The organism is Nocardia sp. NPDC058480, assembly GCF_042720495.1.
GTDB lineage: Bacteria > Actinomycetota > Actinomycetes > Mycobacteriales > Mycobacteriaceae > Nocardia.
Genome location: NZ_JBHXMN010000010.1, coordinates 183,400 through 202,124 on the forward strand (window position 1 = coordinate 183,400; position 18,725 = coordinate 202,124).

Annotated in this window: 16 protein-coding genes and 1 pseudogene; 4 read left to right on the plus strand and 13 right to left on the minus strand. The window is 68.1% G+C overall.

The window, feature by feature from the left end; all coding sequences use genetic code 11:
* The first annotated feature begins 84 nt into the window (after positions 1-84).
* Genes ACFWO8_RS23185 through ACFWO8_RS23195 form a run of 3 tightly spaced genes read left to right on the plus strand, consistent with a single transcriptional unit; the run spans position 85 to position 3,185 of the window.
* Positions 85-1,326 (plus strand): DUF2786 domain-containing protein, encoded by a 1,242-nt coding sequence (locus tag ACFWO8_RS23185; RefSeq protein WP_378957410.1) that lies wholly within the window; start codon positions 85-87, stop codon positions 1,324-1,326.
* Positions 1,327-1,375: 49 nt separating this feature from the next.
* The gene (locus tag ACFWO8_RS23190; protein WP_378957414.1) at positions 1,376-2,158 is read left to right on the plus strand and encodes a helix-turn-helix domain-containing protein; all 783 of its coding nucleotides are present in this window, start codon (positions 1,376-1,378) and stop codon (positions 2,156-2,158) included.
* A 52-nt stretch (positions 2,159-2,210) separates the two neighbouring features.
* Positions 2,211-3,185, plus strand: coding sequence for an alpha/beta fold hydrolase (locus ACFWO8_RS23195; RefSeq protein ID WP_378957419.1), 975 nt, complete (start codon positions 2,211-2,213; stop codon positions 3,183-3,185).
* 39 nt (positions 3,186-3,224) lie between these two features.
* On the opposite strand, the gene hisH is transcribed toward ACFWO8_RS23195, so the two are convergent.
* From hisH to ACFWO8_RS23235, 8 genes and pseudogenes are all read right to left on the minus strand, one after another.
* Complete coding sequence (hisH, locus tag ACFWO8_RS23200) at positions 3,225-3,854, minus strand: imidazole glycerol phosphate synthase subunit HisH (protein ID WP_378957425.1); 630 nt, start codon at positions 3,852-3,854, stop codon at positions 3,225-3,227.
* Positions 3,851-4,465, minus strand: a complete 615-nt coding sequence (gene hisB, locus ACFWO8_RS23205) for an imidazoleglycerol-phosphate dehydratase HisB (RefSeq protein WP_378957430.1) — start codon at positions 4,463-4,465, stop codon at positions 3,851-3,853. Before hisB ends, hisH begins: the two co-directional genes overlap by 4 nt.
* 20 nt (positions 4,466-4,485) lie before the next feature.
* Positions 4,486-5,739, minus strand: coding sequence for a zinc ribbon domain-containing protein (locus ACFWO8_RS23210; RefSeq protein WP_378957434.1), 1,254 nt, complete (start codon positions 5,737-5,739; stop codon positions 4,486-4,488).
* Positions 5,740-5,894: 155 nt separating this feature from the next.
* Positions 5,895-6,077, minus strand: a pseudogene (locus ACFWO8_RS23215) (hypothetical protein); the annotation flags it as partial.
* A 34-nt stretch (positions 6,078-6,111) separates the two neighbouring features.
* Positions 6,112-7,239 (minus strand): histidinol-phosphate transaminase, encoded by a 1,128-nt coding sequence (locus tag ACFWO8_RS23220; protein ID WP_378957439.1) that lies wholly within the window; start codon positions 7,237-7,239, stop codon positions 6,112-6,114.
* Positions 7,236-8,573: a histidinol dehydrogenase gene (hisD, locus tag ACFWO8_RS23225; protein ID WP_378957444.1), complete on the minus strand. Its 1,338-nt coding sequence runs from the start codon at positions 8,571-8,573 to the stop codon at positions 7,236-7,238. Before hisD ends, ACFWO8_RS23220 begins: the two co-directional genes overlap by 4 nt.
* Positions 8,574-8,757: 184 nt before the next feature.
* A complete protein-coding gene (locus tag ACFWO8_RS23230) occupies positions 8,758-9,045 on the minus strand; it encodes a putative quinol monooxygenase (protein ID WP_378957448.1) in 288 nt (95 codons plus the stop codon).
* A complete protein-coding gene (locus ACFWO8_RS23235) occupies positions 9,042-10,094 on the minus strand; it encodes an aldo/keto reductase (RefSeq protein ID WP_378957450.1) in 1,053 nt (350 codons plus the stop codon). Before ACFWO8_RS23235 ends, ACFWO8_RS23230 begins: the two co-directional genes overlap by 4 nt.
* A gap of 101 nt (positions 10,095-10,195) precedes the next feature.
* Here ACFWO8_RS23235 and ACFWO8_RS23240 point away from each other — a divergent pair, with 101 nt between their 5' ends.
* Positions 10,196-11,047 carry a helix-turn-helix transcriptional regulator gene (locus tag ACFWO8_RS23240; protein WP_378957451.1) on the plus strand — a complete coding sequence of 284 codons (852 nt, stop codon included), beginning with the start codon at positions 10,196-10,198 and terminating at the stop codon, positions 11,045-11,047.
* A 20-nt stretch (positions 11,048-11,067) separates the two neighbouring features.
* Here ACFWO8_RS23240 and ACFWO8_RS23245 read toward each other — a convergent pair whose 3' ends face one another.
* From ACFWO8_RS23245 to ACFWO8_RS23265, 5 genes are all read right to left on the minus strand, one after another.
* On the minus strand, positions 11,068-12,642 hold the full coding sequence (locus ACFWO8_RS23245) for a protein kinase (RefSeq protein WP_378957531.1): 1,575 nt from the start codon (positions 12,640-12,642) through the stop codon (positions 11,068-11,070).
* A 112-nt stretch (positions 12,643-12,754) separates the two neighbouring features.
* Entirely contained in the window at positions 12,755-14,497 is a 1,743-nt protein-coding gene (locus ACFWO8_RS23250) for a penicillin-binding transpeptidase domain-containing protein (protein ID WP_378957452.1), read from the minus strand.
* A 67-nt stretch (positions 14,498-14,564) separates the two neighbouring features.
* On the minus strand, positions 14,565-16,697 hold the full coding sequence (locus ACFWO8_RS23255) for an acyltransferase family protein (protein WP_378957453.1): 2,133 nt from the start codon (positions 16,695-16,697) through the stop codon (positions 14,565-14,567).
* A gap of 35 nt (positions 16,698-16,732) precedes the next feature.
* Positions 16,733-17,593: an arylamine N-acetyltransferase gene (locus ACFWO8_RS23260; RefSeq protein WP_378957454.1), complete on the minus strand. Its 861-nt coding sequence runs from the start codon at positions 17,591-17,593 to the stop codon at positions 16,733-16,735.
* A gap of 65 nt (positions 17,594-17,658) precedes the next feature.
* Complete coding sequence (locus ACFWO8_RS23265) at positions 17,659-18,651, minus strand: alpha/beta hydrolase family protein (RefSeq protein ID WP_378957455.1); 993 nt, start codon at positions 18,649-18,651, stop codon at positions 17,659-17,661.
* Positions 18,652-18,725 lie beyond the last annotated feature (74 nt).

The following is an 18,725-nucleotide window of genomic DNA, read 5'->3' on the forward strand; positions in this document are numbered from 1 at the left end:
GCTGCGACAATGGACGCCGCGAACTTCTCGCTGCTGCCCACCTCATCGCGGGCAGCGCCTCCACGGACAGGATCGGCGCACACCTTGGCCAAGCAGAATCGTCGGCGCCGGACAGGTCGCAAGCCGTCGGCCGCGCCCGGACTTCCGGTCGACGACGCGCTCTCCGGTGACCCGTCGCAGGTCGCCGATGCGATCGCGACCGTCGCCTTCCTCGCCGCACAGGGCGACAAGAACGCGATCGAGCGGTTCGCCGAACAGGTAGCGGCAGCGGAGCCGGGTGCGGGGGTTGCGCTCGCCGCTGCGCGAATCATCGCCCGCGCCTTCGAGTTCGGCTGGTTGCCGAGCGACATACACGAGGCCGCGCGCAGGCGGTTGGACGAATTCGCGATCGGGTATCTGACCGACCTGATCGCCGGCCACCGCGCCGGCTTCGCACCCGAATCCGTCGACGAGATCTGGCAGACGCAACTGAACGAACTGGGCGCCACGGTGTGGTGGACATCCGATCGGCCGCACCTCGAGCAGTGGGCCGACCGCGCGCTACTCACCGACGAACAGGCCCTCACCGCGGCCCTCACCGCCCTCGCCCTGCTCATCCAACTCCCGAAACTCGAGCAGATCGTGCCGCTCCCTGGCACCCGCGGACAGACCGCCACCCACCATCACGTCGACGAGAAGACCCTCGGCCGAGTCCGCGGCCTCCTCGCCAAGGCCGAGTCGACGTCCTTCGCCGAGGAAGCCGAGACCCTGTCCGCCAAGGCGCAGGAACTCATGACCAAGTACGCGATCGACCGCGCCCTGATCGATGCCGAGCGCACCGACCGCGATCTCCCCGCCGCCCGCCGAATCTGGCTCGAAACCCCCTACACCGACGCCAAAGCCCTGCTCATCGACATGGTCACCCGAGCCAATCGCTCCCGCGCGATCTTCGTCGCCGACTGGGGTTTCGTCACGATCGTCGGCGACGACCCCGACCTCGACGCCGTGGAAATCCTGTCCACCTCACTCCTGGTCCAAGCCACCCGCACCATGATCGACAACGCCACCACCGAGGAATCCCGCTCCCGCCACTACCGCAAGGCCTTCCTCACCGCCTACGCCTCGAGAATCGGCGAACGCCTCGCCGCGGCCGCCGAAGCGACGATCGCCGACTCCCCCGACCCCGCCCACTTACTCCCGGTCCTGGCCAGCCACCAGCAACGCGTAGACAAAGCCTTCGACACCTACTTCCCCACCGTCCGCACCCGAGGTATCACCATCCGCTCCGCCGAAGGCTGGACCGCGGGCACCGAAGCCGCCGACCGAGCCGACGTCGACAACCCCTGACCCGATCGTCCCGTTGCCAGGCCGACAACAACACTCGTACGCTCAGCAGATGCGGCCGATCATGTCCGAACGGGAGCTGGATGTCGGCTGGGACCTGGCGCGGTCGACCGGATCGGCCATGGCGGGCGTCGTGCTGGCGGGGTTTCGCGATCGCGCCGCGACGGGGTGCGATATGCGAATCTTCGCTCGGCCTGAGGTCACTGTGGTGATCCAATTCGGGGATAGCCGGTTGACTGTGGAGGGTTCCACGTTCGATGGCCTGGTCGCCGGCCTCACCCCGGGAATTCGCCATGTTCAGGCCGCGCGGGTCGAATGTGTCGAATTGCGGATGTCGCCCATCGCCGCGTTCGGCCTGCTCGGTGTCGCACCGGCCGACCTGAACGGCACGATGATCGGGCTGGACGATATCTGGGGTTCGGCGGCACCATTGCTGCGCGAGCAGCTGTCCGAAACAGCAACGTGGGCGGACAGATTCGCGGTGACAGCGAAATTTCTCACCGCACGGGAAACGCCGAAGAGGACGGCAGATCCCGAGGTCGCCGCGTGCTGGGAGCGAATCGTCGCGGACAAAGGCGCCGTGCGGGTGTGGGAGCTGGCCGACCTCACCGGGTGGAGTCGTCAGCGCCTGTGGTCGAAGTTCACCGCTCAGGTCGGCGTGACACCCAAACGAGCAGCGATGGTGGTCCGATTCCGATGCGCGTTCGACCTGCTGACGGCAGGCCGCTCCGCCGCCGAAGTCGCTGTGACATGCGGCTATTCGGACCAATCGCACCTCCACCGCGATATGTCGGCCTTCGCCGGAATCACGCCGGGCGCACTCACGGCGCCCTGACGCCGAACATTCGTCCAAGACTGCGACGGCACCCACACCCGACAGTGGTTGCATGAGCAATTCCCAGGGACTCGAGCTGCGGATCCGCGCGGCCGAACAACGCGTGGCCGACACCTACGGGCTGACGATCACCGAACACACACTCACATTGAGCGCTCCTTCGGTGCAGGTGCGCGTTCTGACAGCAGGCGAGGGTGAGCCGCTGGTCCACATCAACGGCATCTCCGCGCCTGCCATGGGCATGGCACCGCTGATCGCCGGGTTGCCCGGCTTCCGCCATATCCTGATCGACCTGCCCGGCCACAGCCTCGCGCCGCCGTATAGGTGGCAGGAGCGGACCGTCCGCGAGCTGGCGGTCGGCGTACTTACCGGAACTCTCGACGCACTCGAATTCGACCGGGCCGCGTTTGCCTGCAGCTCCCTCGGCGGCTTGCTCACGCTCTGGGCGATGCTCGACGCACCCGACCGAGTGTCGCGAGCAGCGCTTGTCGGCACCCCCGCCACAGCCCTACCGGGATCGCGAGGCATCGCCGAGATGGAATCCTTGACGTCCCCGATCCGGGGAAGGCTCGACCAGAGCCTCATGCAACTACCGTCGCCTCGGTTCGTCGCGCGTTTCGCCCTCACGGAGGCACTCGGAGTGAATGCGACGCGCGCGATGTCGGACGACCTTCTCGACCTGCACCGCCTGCCACTGCGCCTACCAGGACAAGCCGCGTCCTACCGGGCCCTCCTGTGCCGACTGATGCAGGGCCGCACTCCACGCCCGGAGAACGTCCTGACCGACGACGAGCTCGCACGGATCAGCACCCCGACCCTGTTCGTCTGGGGTGAGCACGACGTATTCAGCTCACCCGACCAGGCACGACCGTCCGTAACGAAGATCCCCGGCGCGCATCTCGCCGTCGTACCCGGCGGCCACAACCCGTGGTTCGACGACGCACCTCGCTGCGCGGCCCTGGTCCGCGACTTCCTGGCCGCCGAACCGGTCCGCTCCACGACGGAGGAGCGGAACCACCGGACGTAGTCACGGCCTCGACACCGAAGAACCCGCGCACCGCCTGAACTACAGCGATCCGATCCAGTTGCGCAGCAACTGCGCACCCGCGTCCCCGGACTTCTCCGGGTGGAACTGAGTCGCCGACAACGGCCCGTTCTCGACGGCGGCCAGGAACGGCACACCGTGCTCGGCCCAGGTGAGCTTCGGGGGTGCGATGTGCTCGTTCGCGGGCAGCTCCCACTGCTGGGCCGCGTAGGAGTGGACGAAGTAGAAGCGGGTGTCGGCGTCCATGCCGGCGAACAGGGTGCTGTCGGCAGGCGCCTTGACCGTGTTCCAGCCCATGTGCGGCAGGACGGGCGCGTCCAGGCCTGCGACCGTGCCGGGCCATTCTCCGCAGCCTTCGGTCTCGATACCGAACTCGACGCCGCGGTCGAACATGATCTGCATGCCGACGCAGATGCCGAGCACGGGACGACCACCTGCGAGGCGCTGCCCGATGATGCGTTCACCGCGCACCTCGCGCAGGCCCGCCATGCATGCGGCGAACGCGCCGACACCGGGGACGACAAGTCCGTCAGCGGCCAGCGCGGCCTCGGGATCGGCGGTGACCTCCACCTGCGCACCGGCACGCACCAGCGCGCGCTCGGCGGAGTGCAGGTTGCCGGAACCGTAGTCGAGCAGAACGACGGATTTCACAGCACACCCTTCGTGGACGGCACACCACTGACCCGGGGGTCGATTTCGACGGCGGCGCGCAAAGCCCGTGCGACAGCCTTGAATTCGGCCTCGGTGATGTGGTGCTGGTCGCGGCCGTAGAGCACCCGCACGTGCAGGGCGATGCGGGCGTTCTGCGCGATCGACTCGAAGACGTGCTTGTTGAGCACGGTCGAGTACGAGGCGCCGGGGCCCGCGCTGGGAATGATGGTGTGCATCAGGTGTTCCGGCTCGCCGGTGAACACGCAGTACGGCCGGCCGGACACGTCGACGGCGGCGTGCGCGAGGGTTTCGTCCATCGGGATGAACGCGTCGCCGAAGCGGCGGATGCCCTTCTTGTCGCCCAGCGCCTGCCCGAGTGCCTGGCCCAGCACGATGGCGGTGTCCTCGACCGTGTGGTGCGCTTCGATCTCGATATCGCCCTCGGCCCGCACGACCAGGTCGAATCCGGCGTGCGCGCCGAGTGCGGTCAGCATGTGGTCGTAGAACGGCACCCCGGTGGAGATCTCGGTCTGCCCGGTGCCGTCGAGGTTCAGCTCCACCAGAATCGAGGACTCTTTGGTGACGCGTTCCACCCGCGCTGTTCTGCTCATGATGTGTTCCTGCTTCCTACTCAGCGCTCAGAGTCGAGCATTCGGATATTTCGCTCTCCGCACGCACACAGTGACGTGCTGGAGCCCTGGACCGGCAGTCTGGTCCGATGGCGATCGGTCCGATCCTGGAGGATCTGCTTCACCAGCGTGTGCTTGGTGTGCAGGGAGATGTCGGGATCGCCGTCTCGCTCCTGGATGTTGATCGCTGCGGCGTGGTCTGCTTGCCATACCGCCCTGCACTCGGTGCAGTGAAGCCGGTCCCCTTTGCGAACACCAAGGATATTCGTGAAGGGAACGACCTGAGAGGTATAGGCAGCGTTGACCAGCCGCACCGCAGAACCTCTGCGGTCCGACACGGCCTGAAGTGCTTCCGCGGTGACACCCTTGGTCCACGCGGCAAGCCTTCGGTTCGTGTTCTTCCCCAGCTTCTTGCGGCCGGCGAAAGTCTTGGTGAGGTCTTCGGCCACGATCACCGCTGCTTTGTCGGCGACTTTGTGGACGGCTTGGAAGGTGATGTCGCGGACCCGGCACTGCCAGGCGTTCGAACGCCGCTCACGCTTGCGGGTACCGAGGTTGTTACCACGGATACGCTGGGCCTTCGCCAGGTCGCCGCGTTGCTCGGCCTTCTCCGCGACGCTGCGGAGCTTGGCGCGCCGGGCGTTGTTGGTTTTGCGATGGTCGGACTCGGCTGTCAGCAGATCACCCAACTCGGGTCCGTGATGCTCGCCGTCGGAGTCGGTGAGGACTTCGGTGTATCCCTTGTCGACGCCGACCGTGCGGTCGCCGACCGGCCGATTCGAAGACTTCATCGCCTCGGCGTCGACCTGGTAATGCACTTCGACCCGGTTGCTGCGCAGGATCAGCCGCAGCGTGCCGGTGGGCGCTACGGTGGTGTTCAGCGGGATACGCACGAGCTCTCGGCGTTCCAAACCTGGCACGGCCAGCCAGAGGTTGCCGCCCTCAGCGAGGGTGAACGTTTTGTAGTGATCGGCGCGGACCACGATCTGATTCGTCGTCCTGTTCCGGCCGCGCCGCCAGTGCCGACGCATGAGCCTGGACAGGTACGGGTCTCTGACCCAGGTGTCGCGCTTCAGGGCGGTGTACAGGCGCTTGCGCTCGGTCTCGTTGTCGGTGCGCCGGTTGATCGCCCGGCGTACGTTGACTTTTGCAGCCTCGCGGTTCGCGGTGATATCGGCGACCGCGTCGCGCACTGTCTCTTTCCAGGCGTTGGCCAGCACGTCGAAGGATTGCGCGGTGCCGTCGACGATCCACACATCGCGAATCTGCCGATCCGACCACGCCAGACCCTGGATCGAACCGAACTGCCGCCACACCAGCGACCGCACCACACCAAGACGCCGGGCCTGCTCTTGAAGCTGCCCATACTTTCCGTCGTTGAGGTGGCTGCTGTACGCGATTCGGGTGACCTTCACGCGCCGCCGCCGGTCAGCTCGATCTTCAACGCCTCCTCGTAGCGGCGCAGACCGGATAGACGACAGGAAAAGGTGTGCACGATCGCGAGAAGGTCCTCGACCATCTCTGCCTGCGGCGACAACGATTCCTGGTTCGCCACTACGGTGGTGCAGCCGTTCTTCTCGGTTACGTGGGCCAGGTAGAGCCACTAGACCTCGCCTCCACGGGTAGATTCAGTGAGTAAGGTCGGTGCCCGCGATGTCGCGGCTCACGCGCAGGAATTCGTCGTTCTCGGCGGCGAGGCCGATGGTGGCGCGCAGGTAACCGGGGATGCCGACGTCGCGGATCAGCACGCCCGCGTCGAGGTAGTGCTGCCACGCGGCGCCCGCATCGGTGAACCGGCCGAACAGCACGAAGTTGGCGTCGCTGGGGATCACATCGAAGCCGAGCGAGGACAGCGCGGCGGCGACCCGATCACGCTGGGCCGCCAATTCCGCGACGCTGCCGAGGGTTTCGTCAGCATGGCGCAGCGCCGCACGCGCGGCGGCCTGGGTGACGACCGACAGGTGGTACGGCAACCGCACCAACAGAATCGCGTCGATCACCGCGGGCGAGGCTGCCAGGTAACCCAGGCGCCCACCCGCGAAGGCGAACGCCTTGCTCATGGTCCGGGTGACCACGAGCTTGGTCGGGAACCGGTCGATCAAGGCGATCGCACTCGGGGCCGCCGAGAACTCGCCGTACGCCTCGTCCACGACGACGATGCCGGGCGCGACATCGAGAATCCGCTCGAGCTCGTCGATCGGGATGCTGTGCCCGGTCGGGTTGTTCGGACTCGTCACGAACACCACATCGGGGCGACGTTCGGCGATCTGCGCCACCGCGTAGTCGATATCGAGCGAGAAGTCACCGCTGCGCTTGGCCTCGACCCACTCGGTATCGATGCCCTCGGAAATGATCGGGTGCATCGAGTACGACGGCACGAAACCCAGTGCGCTGCGGCCGGGCCCGCCGAACGCCTGCAACAGCTGCTGCAGAATCTCGTTGGAGCCGTTGGCCGCCCACACATTCGCGGTGTCGACAGCGACACCGGTCTGGCGGGTCAGGTACTCGGCCAGGTCGTGACGCAGTGCGACGGCATCGCGATCCGGGTACCGGTGCAGGTCCGCGGCGGCGGCACGCACCGATTCGGCGACGTCGTCGATCAGTGCCTTGCTCGGCGGGTGCGGGTTCTCGTTGGTGTTGAGCTGCACCGGCACCGTCAATTGCGGTGCGCCATACGGTGATTTGCCCCGCAGGTTATCGCGCAGGGGAAGTTGGTCCAGGGTCGCCGAGGCGCCGGGCACGGTGGGTGTTCTCATGACAGCGCCTCGAAACGCGCCTGCACAGCCTGCCCGTGTGCGGGCAGATCCTCCGCATTGGCAAGGGCGACAACGTGTCCGGCGACATCCTTCAACGCCGCCTCGGTGTACTCCACGATGTGGATGCCACGCAGGAACGTCTGCACGCTCAGCCCCGAGGAGTGCCGCGCGCAACCCGCGGTCGGCAGCACGTGATTGGAGCCCGCGCAGTAGTCACCCAGGCTGACCGGCGCCCACGGCCCGACGAAGATCGCACCCGCACTGCGTACGCGCGCGGCCACCGCGGCGGCGTCGACGGTCTGGATCTCGAGGTGCTCGGCGGCATAGGCGTCGACGACACGCAGGCCCTGCGCGATGTCGTCGACGAGCACGATCCCGGACTGCTTGCCGCTCAATGCTTCCCGCACTCGATCGTGGTGCTTGACCACGGCGAGTTGCGCGTTCAGCGCAGCGTCGACCGCATCGGCCAGCGCGACGGAATCGGTGACCAGCACACTGGCGGCGAGCACATCGTGCTCGGCCTGGCTGATCAGATCAGCGGCCACATGCCCCGGATCGGCCGTGGCATCGGCCAGCACCGCGATCTCGGTCGGGCCCGCCTCGGCATCGATGCCGACCAGCCCACGGCACAACCGCTTGGCCGCGGTGACATAGATATTGCCCGGCCCGGTGATCAGGTCGACAGGCTCGAGCGCGCCGCCGTCGGTATCGGTACCGCCATAGGACAGCAGCGCCACCGCCTGCGCGCCACCGACAGCCCACACCTCGTCGACACCGAGCATCGCGGCGGCCGCCATGATCGTCGGGTGCGGCAGCCCACCGAACTGCGCCTGCGGCGGCGAGGCCACCACCAGCGACTCGACACCCGCGGCCTGCGCCGGGACCACATTCATCACGACCGAGGACGGATACACGGCATTGCCACCGGGCACATACAGCCCGACCCGCTCGACCGGCAGCCACTTCTCGGTCACGGTGCCGCCCGGCACGACCTCGGTCACCGTGTCGGTGCGCCGCTGATCGGCGTGCACCTTCCTGGTCCGCTCGATCGCCACCTCGAGCGCGGCGCGCACGGCCGGGTCCAGCTCGGCGAGCGCCTTGGTCAGCTCGGCAACGGGCACCCGCACGACGGCGGGACGAACACCGTCGAACTTCTCGCTGTAATCCAGCGCCGCCTCGGCACCGCGGTCACGAATGTCCTCGACGACCGGCCGCACATGATGCAGCACCGAGTCCACGTCGACTCCTCCGCGCGGCAGCGCGGTGCGCAGCTCGGCAGCGGAAGGAGTACGACCGCGCAGATCGACGCGGGCGAGCTCGATGCGGGAAGTCATATCGGGGTACGGTCCTGTTCTGTGCTGGGGCTCAGGTCAGGTACCAGCCTAATGGTCGCCTGCCATCGGTTTTCCAGCGCTCCTCCCCCGCCCCGTCTTGCGGTCTCCTGCGCGTCGGTCACCGACCCAGCCCCACACGCAGGCAGCGGACTCGGCATGATCACCGAGTCCGCCGCCAGGTGGCTCATCCCGCGACGAGCCGATCGATCACCATGGGTTCGGCGAGCACCAGCTCGAGTACCGCCGACACGTGACGGAAGTGCGGTGTCGCGAAGTGCGCGTCGAGCGCGTCGGGTCCGGTCCACTGTTCGATCACCACCATGGTCGCGGCGTCGTTGGGATCGGCGAAGGGCTGGTAGGACAGGCACCCCGACTCGGCCAGACTCGGCTCGATCATCGCCTCGAGCGCCGTACGCAGCCGGTCTTCCCGGCCCGATTCCGCGCGCAGCCGAGCGATCACATGCAGCGTCATGCCGACAGCACCCGCGCAGGACCGACGCCCGCACCGGTCGCGACAATCGCGGCGGCGATATCAACGAGATCCTCGTCGGTCAGCACGCGCGCACCGGCGCCGATCCAGCCATCGATCTGCGCGGGAGTGCGCGCACCGACGATGGCACCGGTGACGCCCGGCCAGGCGATGTTCCACGCCAGCGCGACCTCTGCGACCGACATACCGCGGCGGGCCGCGATCGGCCGCAGCGCCGCGACGAGAGCCAGGTTGGCGGTCAATCCGGTGGTGAAGTCGGCACTGCTCGAGCGCCAGTCGTCAGCCCCGAGCGCCGCCGCACGTTCGGCGGTGAATGCACCGGTCAGCAGCCCCGACTGCAGCGGCGAGAACGTGATCACGCCGGAGCCGTTGGCATGCGCCCAGGCGATCTCGGGCGCGGCCGAACGGTTGATCGCCGAGAACGGCGGCTGGATGGCGTCGACATGGGCGACCTGCTCGGCTTCGGCGAGCTGAGCCACGTCGTGGTTGGACAACCCGATCGACCTGACCTTCCCTTCCTTCTTCAAGTCGGCCATCACCTGCCAGTACTCGGCTAGCGGGGTCGCGGCATCGGTCGCCTCGCCCTGCTCGCCGTAGACGAACGCGGCGCCGGTGTCCGGCCAATGCACCTGGTACAGATCGACGTGGTCGACATTCAGTCGCCGCAGCGATCCCTCCAACTCCTTGCGCACGCTCTCCGGGCGCATGATCCGACGCGGCGGCCCCGTCGGATCGTCGCCTTCTTCCCAGATCAGACCCACCTTGGTGAACAGATACGGTCGATCAGCGGCAGGCAACCCGGCCAGCGCGCGACCGACCAGTTCCTCGGCATGCCCGTGCCCATAGGCGGGGGCGGTGTCGATCCAGTTCAGGCCGCCCGTGACGGCATGTTCGATGGCAGCGACCGAGTCCGCGTCGTCGGTCGCACCCCAGGAGTACTGCCAGCCGAGGCCGGAGATCACCCAGGTGCCGAAGCCGAGCGGAGTGAGGTCCATACCGGTGTCGCCGAAGGGGCGAGTGGTGTTTGTCATGACCACTACTTTTCGTCGCCGCGGCAATCGGCGACAGTGCGCGCGATGCCTGGGCACGGCGTGCCCACCCTCGCCCCGCCGAGCCCGGCGATACTGGACAGGTGACCTTGGATCGACGCGCCGAACTCGGCGAATTTCTGCGCTCCCGCAGGGCCAGACTCAACCCGACAGAAGTCGGCCTGACCGATTTCGGCGGGCACAGGCGCGTGCCCGGTTTGCGCCGTGAGGAGCTGGCGATGGTCGCCGGGGTGAGCGTCGACCACTATGTGCGCCTGGAGCAAGGCCGCACATTGCATTTCTCGGAGTCCGTTCTGGACGCGGTCGCCCAGGCGCTGCGCCTGAACCCACTCGAACGAGATCACCTGTATCGCCTCGCCAGACCGTGGTCGGGTCCCGAACCGCAGCCGACGCAACATGTTCGTCCCGGCCTGCGCCGCCTGCTCGACTCGGCGTCCGATGTTCCGGCTTACATCGTCGGCCGCGGCACCGATGTGCTGGCGTGGAACGCGCTGGCCGCCGCACTGATCACCGACTTCTCCGCGCTCGCACCCTCACAGCGCAATCTGGCCAGGCTGGTGTTCCTCGACGAGGGCATGCGCGAGCTCTACGAGGACTGGCAGGCCAAGGCCGATGATGTCGTGGCGTACTTGCGTCTGGATGCCGCCCGCAATCCCGGTGATGCCGGGATCGCCGCGCTCATCGACGAACTCGCCACTGCCTCACCCGAATTCGGCGAGCTGTGGGCTCGGCACGAACTGCGCGACAAGACCCACGGACGCTACGTGTACCTGCACCCGGTGGTCGGGCGCCTCGATCTCGGCTATGAGACGCTGCGCCTGCCCGACGACCCCGATCAGGCGCTCATCGCGCACACGGCGGAACCGGGCTCCCCCACCACCACTGCCCTGCGACTACTGGCGACCTGGGCGGCGGGTAGCCGGGCGAGCCGCTGACCGGGCTCGCCCGCCTCCCACTAGCGGGTATCCCCGTCGATGCGCAGACTGCCGCCCGAGCTCACCACGCGCATGACCATGGCCTTGGTCGAGCCGTTGATGGTGATGCTGGCCAGGCGCATATTCGTGGAACCGTCGGCATTGTTGCCGCTCACCGCGGTGATGCTGGCGAAGGTGTCGACGGTGCGGGCGTTCCAGTACTCACGGAACGCGGATTCACTGCCGTAGACCTGCTGTGCGGCGGGGGTGAGCAGCGACCACGAGCCGGCCGGGTTACTGAAGAAGTCCTCGACCAGCAGACCGGCCGATCCGATATCGACGGTGCCGACATTGCTGGCCTGCCCGAGCGGGGGAACAGCCGCGCTCGGCTTGGGAGCCGCCGAGGCCTGCACCGAAGTCTGCGGACCGGCCTGCACCTTCGGCGAGTCCGAGTCGGAGGTGCTCAGCGCGCTGACGGCGACGGCGATCGCCGCCACTACCGCGCCGACACCGGACCCGATCAGCACCGCGCGTCCCTTGCCTGCCTGCTTGCGCGGGGCGGGCATGGGCTGGGCCTGGGTGCGCGGGTGCGCGGCCGTGTCCTGACGGACCTGTGGACGCGGGTTCGAGCGGATCTGGCGGGTGGTGGCCGTGGACGCGCCCGCATGCGAGGCCCGGCGACCGGACTGCCGGATCACCTGGGTGGTCGCCGCGGAGTTGCGGCGATTGAAAGCCTCACTGGCAGGCACGAATCCGGCGGGGACCGCGTTCTCGTCGTCGGCGAAGGCGGCCAGCGCGTCGCGGGCCTCGGTCATCGTCGGACGGTCGAGGGGGTCCGGGCTGAGCAGGTCGAGCAGGAAGTCGGTGGCCGGGCCCGCGTTGTGGGGCTCGCGCACCTGCCCGTTGGCGGCGGCGTAGAGCACCGCTAGGGGGTTGGCGTTGGCGCCGTAGGGCGGTTCACCTTCCAGCGCGTGGAAAAGCGTTGCGCCGAGGGCGAATACGTCGGCGGCGGGCGTCGGATCGGAGCCGCGCGCCACCTCGGGTGCCAGGTAGGCGGCGGTACCGCAGATCAGGCCGGTCTCGGTGAGCGTCACGTCGCCTGCCGCGCGGGAGATGCCGAAGTCGGTGATCTTCACCTCACCGTGGTCGCCGAGCAGGATATTGCCCGGTTTCACGTCGCGGTGCACCAGGCCGGCCTGGTGGGCGGCGATCAGGGAGGAGGCCACCTTCTCGCCGATGCGGGCGACCTCGAGCAGCGGCAGCGGGCCCTTCTGGCCCAGCTCGCCCGCGAGGCTGACCGACTTGAGGTACTCCATCACCAGGCACGGATCACCGTTGTGCTCGGTGATGTCGAATACCACGATGGCGTTGGGATGCTGGAAGCGTGCCGCGTTACGGGCTTCCCGAATCGCGCGCTGGCGCAACACATCCCGCTCGCCCTCGGGCAAGCTGGGTTTGATGTGGATCTGCTTCACTGCCACGGAGCGTTGGAGGCGTTCGTCGACAGCACGCCATACAACGCCTGTGCCGCCGCTACCAATACGCTCGACCAGGCGGTAATGCTCCGCGATCTTCTGACCGGTATCGATGGCGCCTACTCCGAACCTTCTCGAAATTGTGACATCCCGCGTATTGACCATGGGTATGGTCCGCCGCCGAGTGTAGCTGGCTGGGTGATGACCGCGTGCGGCAGCGGGGGGATTGCTCGCCTGCGGGGGGAAAGACGACTCATGGTGTCACACGTAGCATCCGTCCCGCTGCCTCGACCGCCGGTCCGGAGCTGCCGGCGTCCGCGACGAACACCGCGAACGCCAGGTCGTCCTTGATGCCGACGAACCACCCGTGGGCGTGGGTGTCGTCGAGGTACTCGGCGGTACCGGTCTTGCCGAGCAGACCGGGGATATCGCGTAGCGCGGTGGCTGTGCCCGCACTCACGGTCTCCCCCATCATGGTCTCTAGCTGCGACGTCACCGTCGCGGGCACCGGCGCCGACGGCCGATCCGGGGTGCCGGGACGGCCCCGGATAACGCTCGGCGCGGGCGCGGAACCGTGCGCGAGGGAGGCCGCGACGAGCGCCATCCCGAACGGCGAGGCGGTCACCGTGCCCTGTCCGATGCTCGATTCGACCCGTTGCGCGGGATTTTCAGCGGATGGAACTTTCCCTGTGACAGTCGTCAAGCCGGGTGTCACATAGTCCACCCCGAGACCCAGCTGTTGGGCGGCCGCGGTCAATCCATCGGCGGGCAACTTCACTCCCAACTCGGCCATCGTGGTGTTGCACGAGCGCGCGAACGCGGTGTGCAGGGGCACCATACCCAGGTCGAAGCCGTTGTCGTTGGGAATCGTGCGGCCCTCGATGGTGGCGCGGCCGGGGCAGGGCAGCACGGTGTCCGGCGTGACGCCGCCCGCTTGCAGTGCCGCCGAGACCGTGACGGTCTTGAACGTGGATCCCGGCGGGTAGAGCCCGGTCAGCGCGATCGGGCCCTGGGCATCGGCGGGCGCGTTCTGCGCCACGGCCAGCACCTCGCCGGTCGAGGGGCGCAGTGCGACGATGGCGGACGGGGTGGCGATCGGGGTGAGCGCGTCCTCCGCGGCGTGCTGTAGGTCGATGTCGATGGTGCTGGCGATGTCAGTGGTCGGCAACGCAGCGGGTCCGGCGATGCGCTGGGTGCCTTCGGCGGTCTGTGCGCGGATCGCCCAGCCCGCGGCGGCGTCGGCCTGCTCCTGCCAGATCTCGGCAAGGCCCCCGATCGTGGGTCCGGCGAGGGTTTTGTCGACGGTGAGCAGCCGGGTCTGTGGCGCGAGCGTCACCCCGCGCACGCCGGTCAGCGCCTGCTGCACGGGCGCGATGTCGGCATCGCGCAGGGCGATGGCGGTGATCGGTTTACCCTGTGCCGCAGCCAGATCCGTACGCAGGGTGGCCTCGGTGATGCCCTGCGGCGCGAGCAGCGCGGCGACGGCGGACAGGTCGGCATCGGGGGCGACGTTCACCAGCGTGACCACCTGCTGGGTCATCAGGTCACCACCGGAGGCATCGAGCACTCTGGCCGGTTTCGCGGCGACCGGGCTGTAGCTGAGCGCGCCGAGGTCGAGGCCGGGCGCGACTGTGGTCGGCTGCCAGGCGATCTTCCACTCATCGTCGCCGGTGGTGGTTCCGGCACTCGAGTAGGTCCACGCGTTGCGGCCGTCGGGGCCGAATTTCCAGGTGGATTCCAGCGTGAAGGACTTGTCGTCGGTGGACGACACCCGGACCGTGTCGTTCTTGCCGAGGTTGTCGAACAGCGCGGTCAGAACCGGGCGGGCTTGCTCCGGTGCGTCGGTGAGTGCGGCGGCGGCGGACGCGTCTCCGCTGGTCAGCGCGGCGGCGAAGGACTCGGCGACGGTCTGCGGTTGGTCGGGTCCGGACGAGCAGGCCAGCGGCAGCGCAGCGAGCGCGACGAGCAGGACCGATGCCTTCCGTGGTGTGCGCACGGGTCCGAGACTAGCTCGATCCGTGGTGCCGGTGGGGTTATCGTTTCTGCTGTGACGAGCCCGTCCGCTACCACCACCCGGTGATCGCCCCGATCTGGCGGCCGAGTTCGGGAGCGAGCGAGCGAGCGTAGCTGGCAGTCAGGTGGTGCTCGTCGCGATAGATGAGCACATTGCCCTCGACCACCCGGCAGCGCTGTGGTCGGCAGACGGCGTCGGACAGGTCGAGCGGATGCACATTCGGGTAGCCGGCGGCCGGTTCCCGGGCGGGATCTTGCGGGTCGAGGACGTCGGCGCGATCGAGTCCGCAGCTGTCGGGGTCGCCGCGATGGGCGAGGCAATCGGTGGCGCGGTAGAGGACACCGTCGCGGCGCAGCCGTGGTGTGTCACGCAGCGCGAGCACATTGAACCCCCGGTCCTGCATCGCCGTCCACACCTCGAGGTATTCGGCGGGCACCTCGTCGCCCAGACCGTTCATGCGGTAGCGGGTGGACAGGGTCAGCACCCAGTTCGGTGGCTCGGCGGACAGCCGGTCGAGCACCTCGACGGACCATTCGTGGCATTCGGGGAACGGCCACTCCGCGTAGGACGGCTGATCGGCGAGCACGACCGGACAGCCTTCCTTGAGATAGGAGACCACCCGGAACCCGTGTTCGACGGCGAGCGGTTCCAGCGCGGGCAGCCAGTGCTCGGAGTGCGAGCCGCCGACCAGTGCGATCGAGCGGGTGGCGGTGGGGTCGCCGTAGGTACAGACGCGCACTTCGCGGTTGGGCGTGATGCAGCCGTCGGTGGTCGGCGGTGGGGTGTCGGCGTGTCCTTCGAAGATCGTGGGGCGCATGGGTTCCGGTGAGTATTCGGCACCGGAGAACAGGGCCGCGGCGCCCGGATAGCGGTGGTTGTCCAGTGCCCGCGGCGGCGCCGCCGGGTTCGCCACCAGCACCACTTGCCACCCCAGCGAGGCGATCAGCACCGCGACCGCCGTGGCGGTGACCAGAGTGCCGGTCACCTTGCGGTTTTCCGCTCGCTGACCGCGAGGCGGCATCCGCAGGGGCGTCTCGATCAGGCGGGCGGTCGCATACGCCAGGACCAGCGAGACGCCGATCACCACCAGCCCGTCGACGACCCCGGCATTCGCACGCCCGGTCTCGCCCAGATAGAAGATCAGGATCGGCCAGTGCCACAGGTACAGCGGATAGGCCAGCGCGCCCAGTTCGGTGCAGAACCGTCCGGCCAGCAGCCGGTTCGGCCACGCCTGCGTCGCAGCCGCGAACCCCGAGGCGATCACCAGGCAGGCGGCCGCCACCGGCCACAGTGCCGCGACACCGGGAAACTGATTCGCGCCGTCGAACAGCGGCCCGCACGAGGCAACCATGGCCAGCCCGAGCGCGGCCGCGAGCCCACGCAGCCGGTTCGGCATCCGCAACCAGGGTGCCGCGACGGCCAGAATCGCACCGGCCAGCAACTCCCAGCCGCGCGCGACACTGTCGTAATAGGTCCACGCCTGGTGCTGCGCGCTGCCCGATGCCGCGTACCAGAACGACAGCGACGCCAGTCCGGCCAGCACGATCACCAAGGTGCGGCGCCCCGCCGTTCCGCGCCTGCGCAACCAGGCCCACCCCGCCAGGAGCGCGAAGATCACCAGGTAGAACTGCCCCTGCACCGACATCGACCACAGATGCTGCAACGGGCTCACCGACGGATCGGGTGAGAGATAGTCGAGTTCGGCGGTGGCCAGATACCAGTTCTGGCCGTAGAACATCGAGGCCAACGTCTGCGCGGCGGCCTCGCCCAGCTGGGTATACGGCCGCAACACCACTGTGGCCAGCAGAACTGCCGCTAACACCACGACCAACGACGGCATCAACCTGCGTACGGTCCGTCGCGCCGTCTCCCTCGTCGACACCGCGCCACTGCGCTCCACCCCGCGCACCACAGCGCCGGTGAAGAAGAACCCCGACAGCACCAGAAAAACGTCGACACCGCCGGATACGCGGCCCGCCCACACGTGGAACGCCACCACGAGCGCGATCGCTACCCCACGCAGCCCGTCCAGATCCTGCCGCCGTTCGGCGGTGCCACGGACCGCCGCACCCGGTACAACCGGCGATGCGGTCCGAACATTCGGCACCAACGACCCCACAGAATCGGCCCCCACAAAGGAATTGTTTCCCGGCAAGTAACCATCAATTTGCCGTAGGGACATCCAGGAAGCAAACCGCCGTGCCGTGGGTGCGGGTGCTATCCCGTTCGCCAGGGCATGGTCGCGAGGGTGGTGGCGTCGGTTTCGGCCAGGTCGATATCGAACACTTCGGCCACCACCTTGGTCAGCTCGGTGGGATCGATGTCACGCGAAGTGGCGGTGCCGTCGGGATATTCCGAGCTGAGCGTCAGGTCGTCGAGGACGTGGTGGACCTCGGGCAGGAATCGCTGGAGAAACGGTCGAGTGGTGAACGGCGAGCGTGGCGATGTCGACACGTAGTGGTTGCCGACCGCGTAGTCGATGCGGAACTGTGGGTTCTCGGTGAAGGTGTAGCGGTCGATCCAGCCGTCGCGGCCGAACTGGAACAGCACCCACAGATCACCTGCCCGGTGCTCCAGCCGGTAGCGCCAGTCGCCGAGCGTGAATTCGCCGCCGCTGTCCACCAATTCGAACGGCTCCAGTGGTCCGAAACCGAAACCGACATCGCAGATCCAGACGCGATCGTCGTCAGGAGTGCGCACGCGAAGCAGGGCATGGGTCGCGGGCCGCAGCGCGCCGGTGTCGGCCACACCGTAGGTGACCCGGCCGCTGAGTCCGGTGACACCGAACCCGAACCGTTCGAGCGCGGCGGCGAAGACTCCGACATTCTCGTAGCAGTAGCCACCGCGACGGTGACCGATCATCTTGTCCTGCAAGGAATTCAGGTCCAGCGGGATGCCACGGCCGAGGATGATCTCGAGATTCTCGAACGGGATCGTGGTGGTATGGGCACGCACCAGTGCGCGCAGGGTGTCGACCGAGGCGGTGCGCGGCCCGTCATAGCCGATCCGCGCCAGATAGGCGTCCAGATCGAGCTCGCCACCCTGCCAGCCGTGATCGTCGGGCACTACGTCGGTCATCGCATCCTCGTTCCGGTCGGTGTCCCTCGCACAACCCCCGTTCGGCAAACGTTGTTCCCACGCCCTCAGGCCGCGCACTTCGCGCCCGCGGGCGCCGGGGGCGCCGTCACCAGGCCGTGCCCGACATCGACGACATAGTCACTGACCTGCGGCGCGAGCGGCTCGGTCCCCGCGAGCAGCCGCAACACCACGCACCCGCCCTCGAACAGCGCGGGCCCGACCGAGTGATCGCCGTGGACGATCGCGCCGGTGAGGTCGCGCCCGCTGACCACGGTGTAGAAAGAGAACGGTTTGCCCGCCGCGGTCAGCGCCGCACGCAATTCCACGCTGGTGGCGAAGGGCACGACGGCATCGGCGGTGCCGTGGATCAGGAAGGCCCTGCGCATGCTCATCCGGTCGGCGAGCAGCGCGGGCGAGCGTTCGATGTAGGCGAGCGGGCAAATCATCGGCGTACAGCCGCCCGCGTCACGTTCGATCTGGCGCGGCAGTGCCGGATTCACCGACCCACTGGCCGCCCACATGGTGAAATCGTCGGCGGGACCGTAGTTGTCGACCCAGTAGTCGAACAGTCCGGGCGGCCCGTGTGCCACCGCGAGCCCGCTGGTGATGCCGCCCTGGCTCCATCCCCACAGGACGGTGGACGCGATACCGGGATGCTCGCCGCGATACCACTGTGTCGCCGCCACCAGGTCGTGCCAGCCCGCCCACAGATTCCAGTCACCGGTGCGCCACGGTCCGTCGGCGTCGCGCAGGTCCATGAGCAGAATCGGCGATCCGCCCGTCGCCGCGAGCGAGGTCATGTACGGCGCGAAATCGGCCGACGACCCACCGTGCCCGTGCACGGCGACCACCAACTTCGTCGCCGAGATATCGCCCGGGACACAGTGATACGGCTCGTACACGCGCCCGGTCGCCCGCTCGCCGTCCACCGTGATCGCGACCTGGCGCAGGTCGACACCCGCGGTGCACACCGGTTGCGCACGCGAGCCGGGCCCGACCCCGGCCGGCACGGCGAACAGCAACGCGCACACCGCCACGACGAACCCGACCCGTTTCATGTCGCGATTGTCCCCGCACCATGGGCAGGGGTCCAGCACATCCTCGCGCGTTCCATCGCCCACATGACACGGTC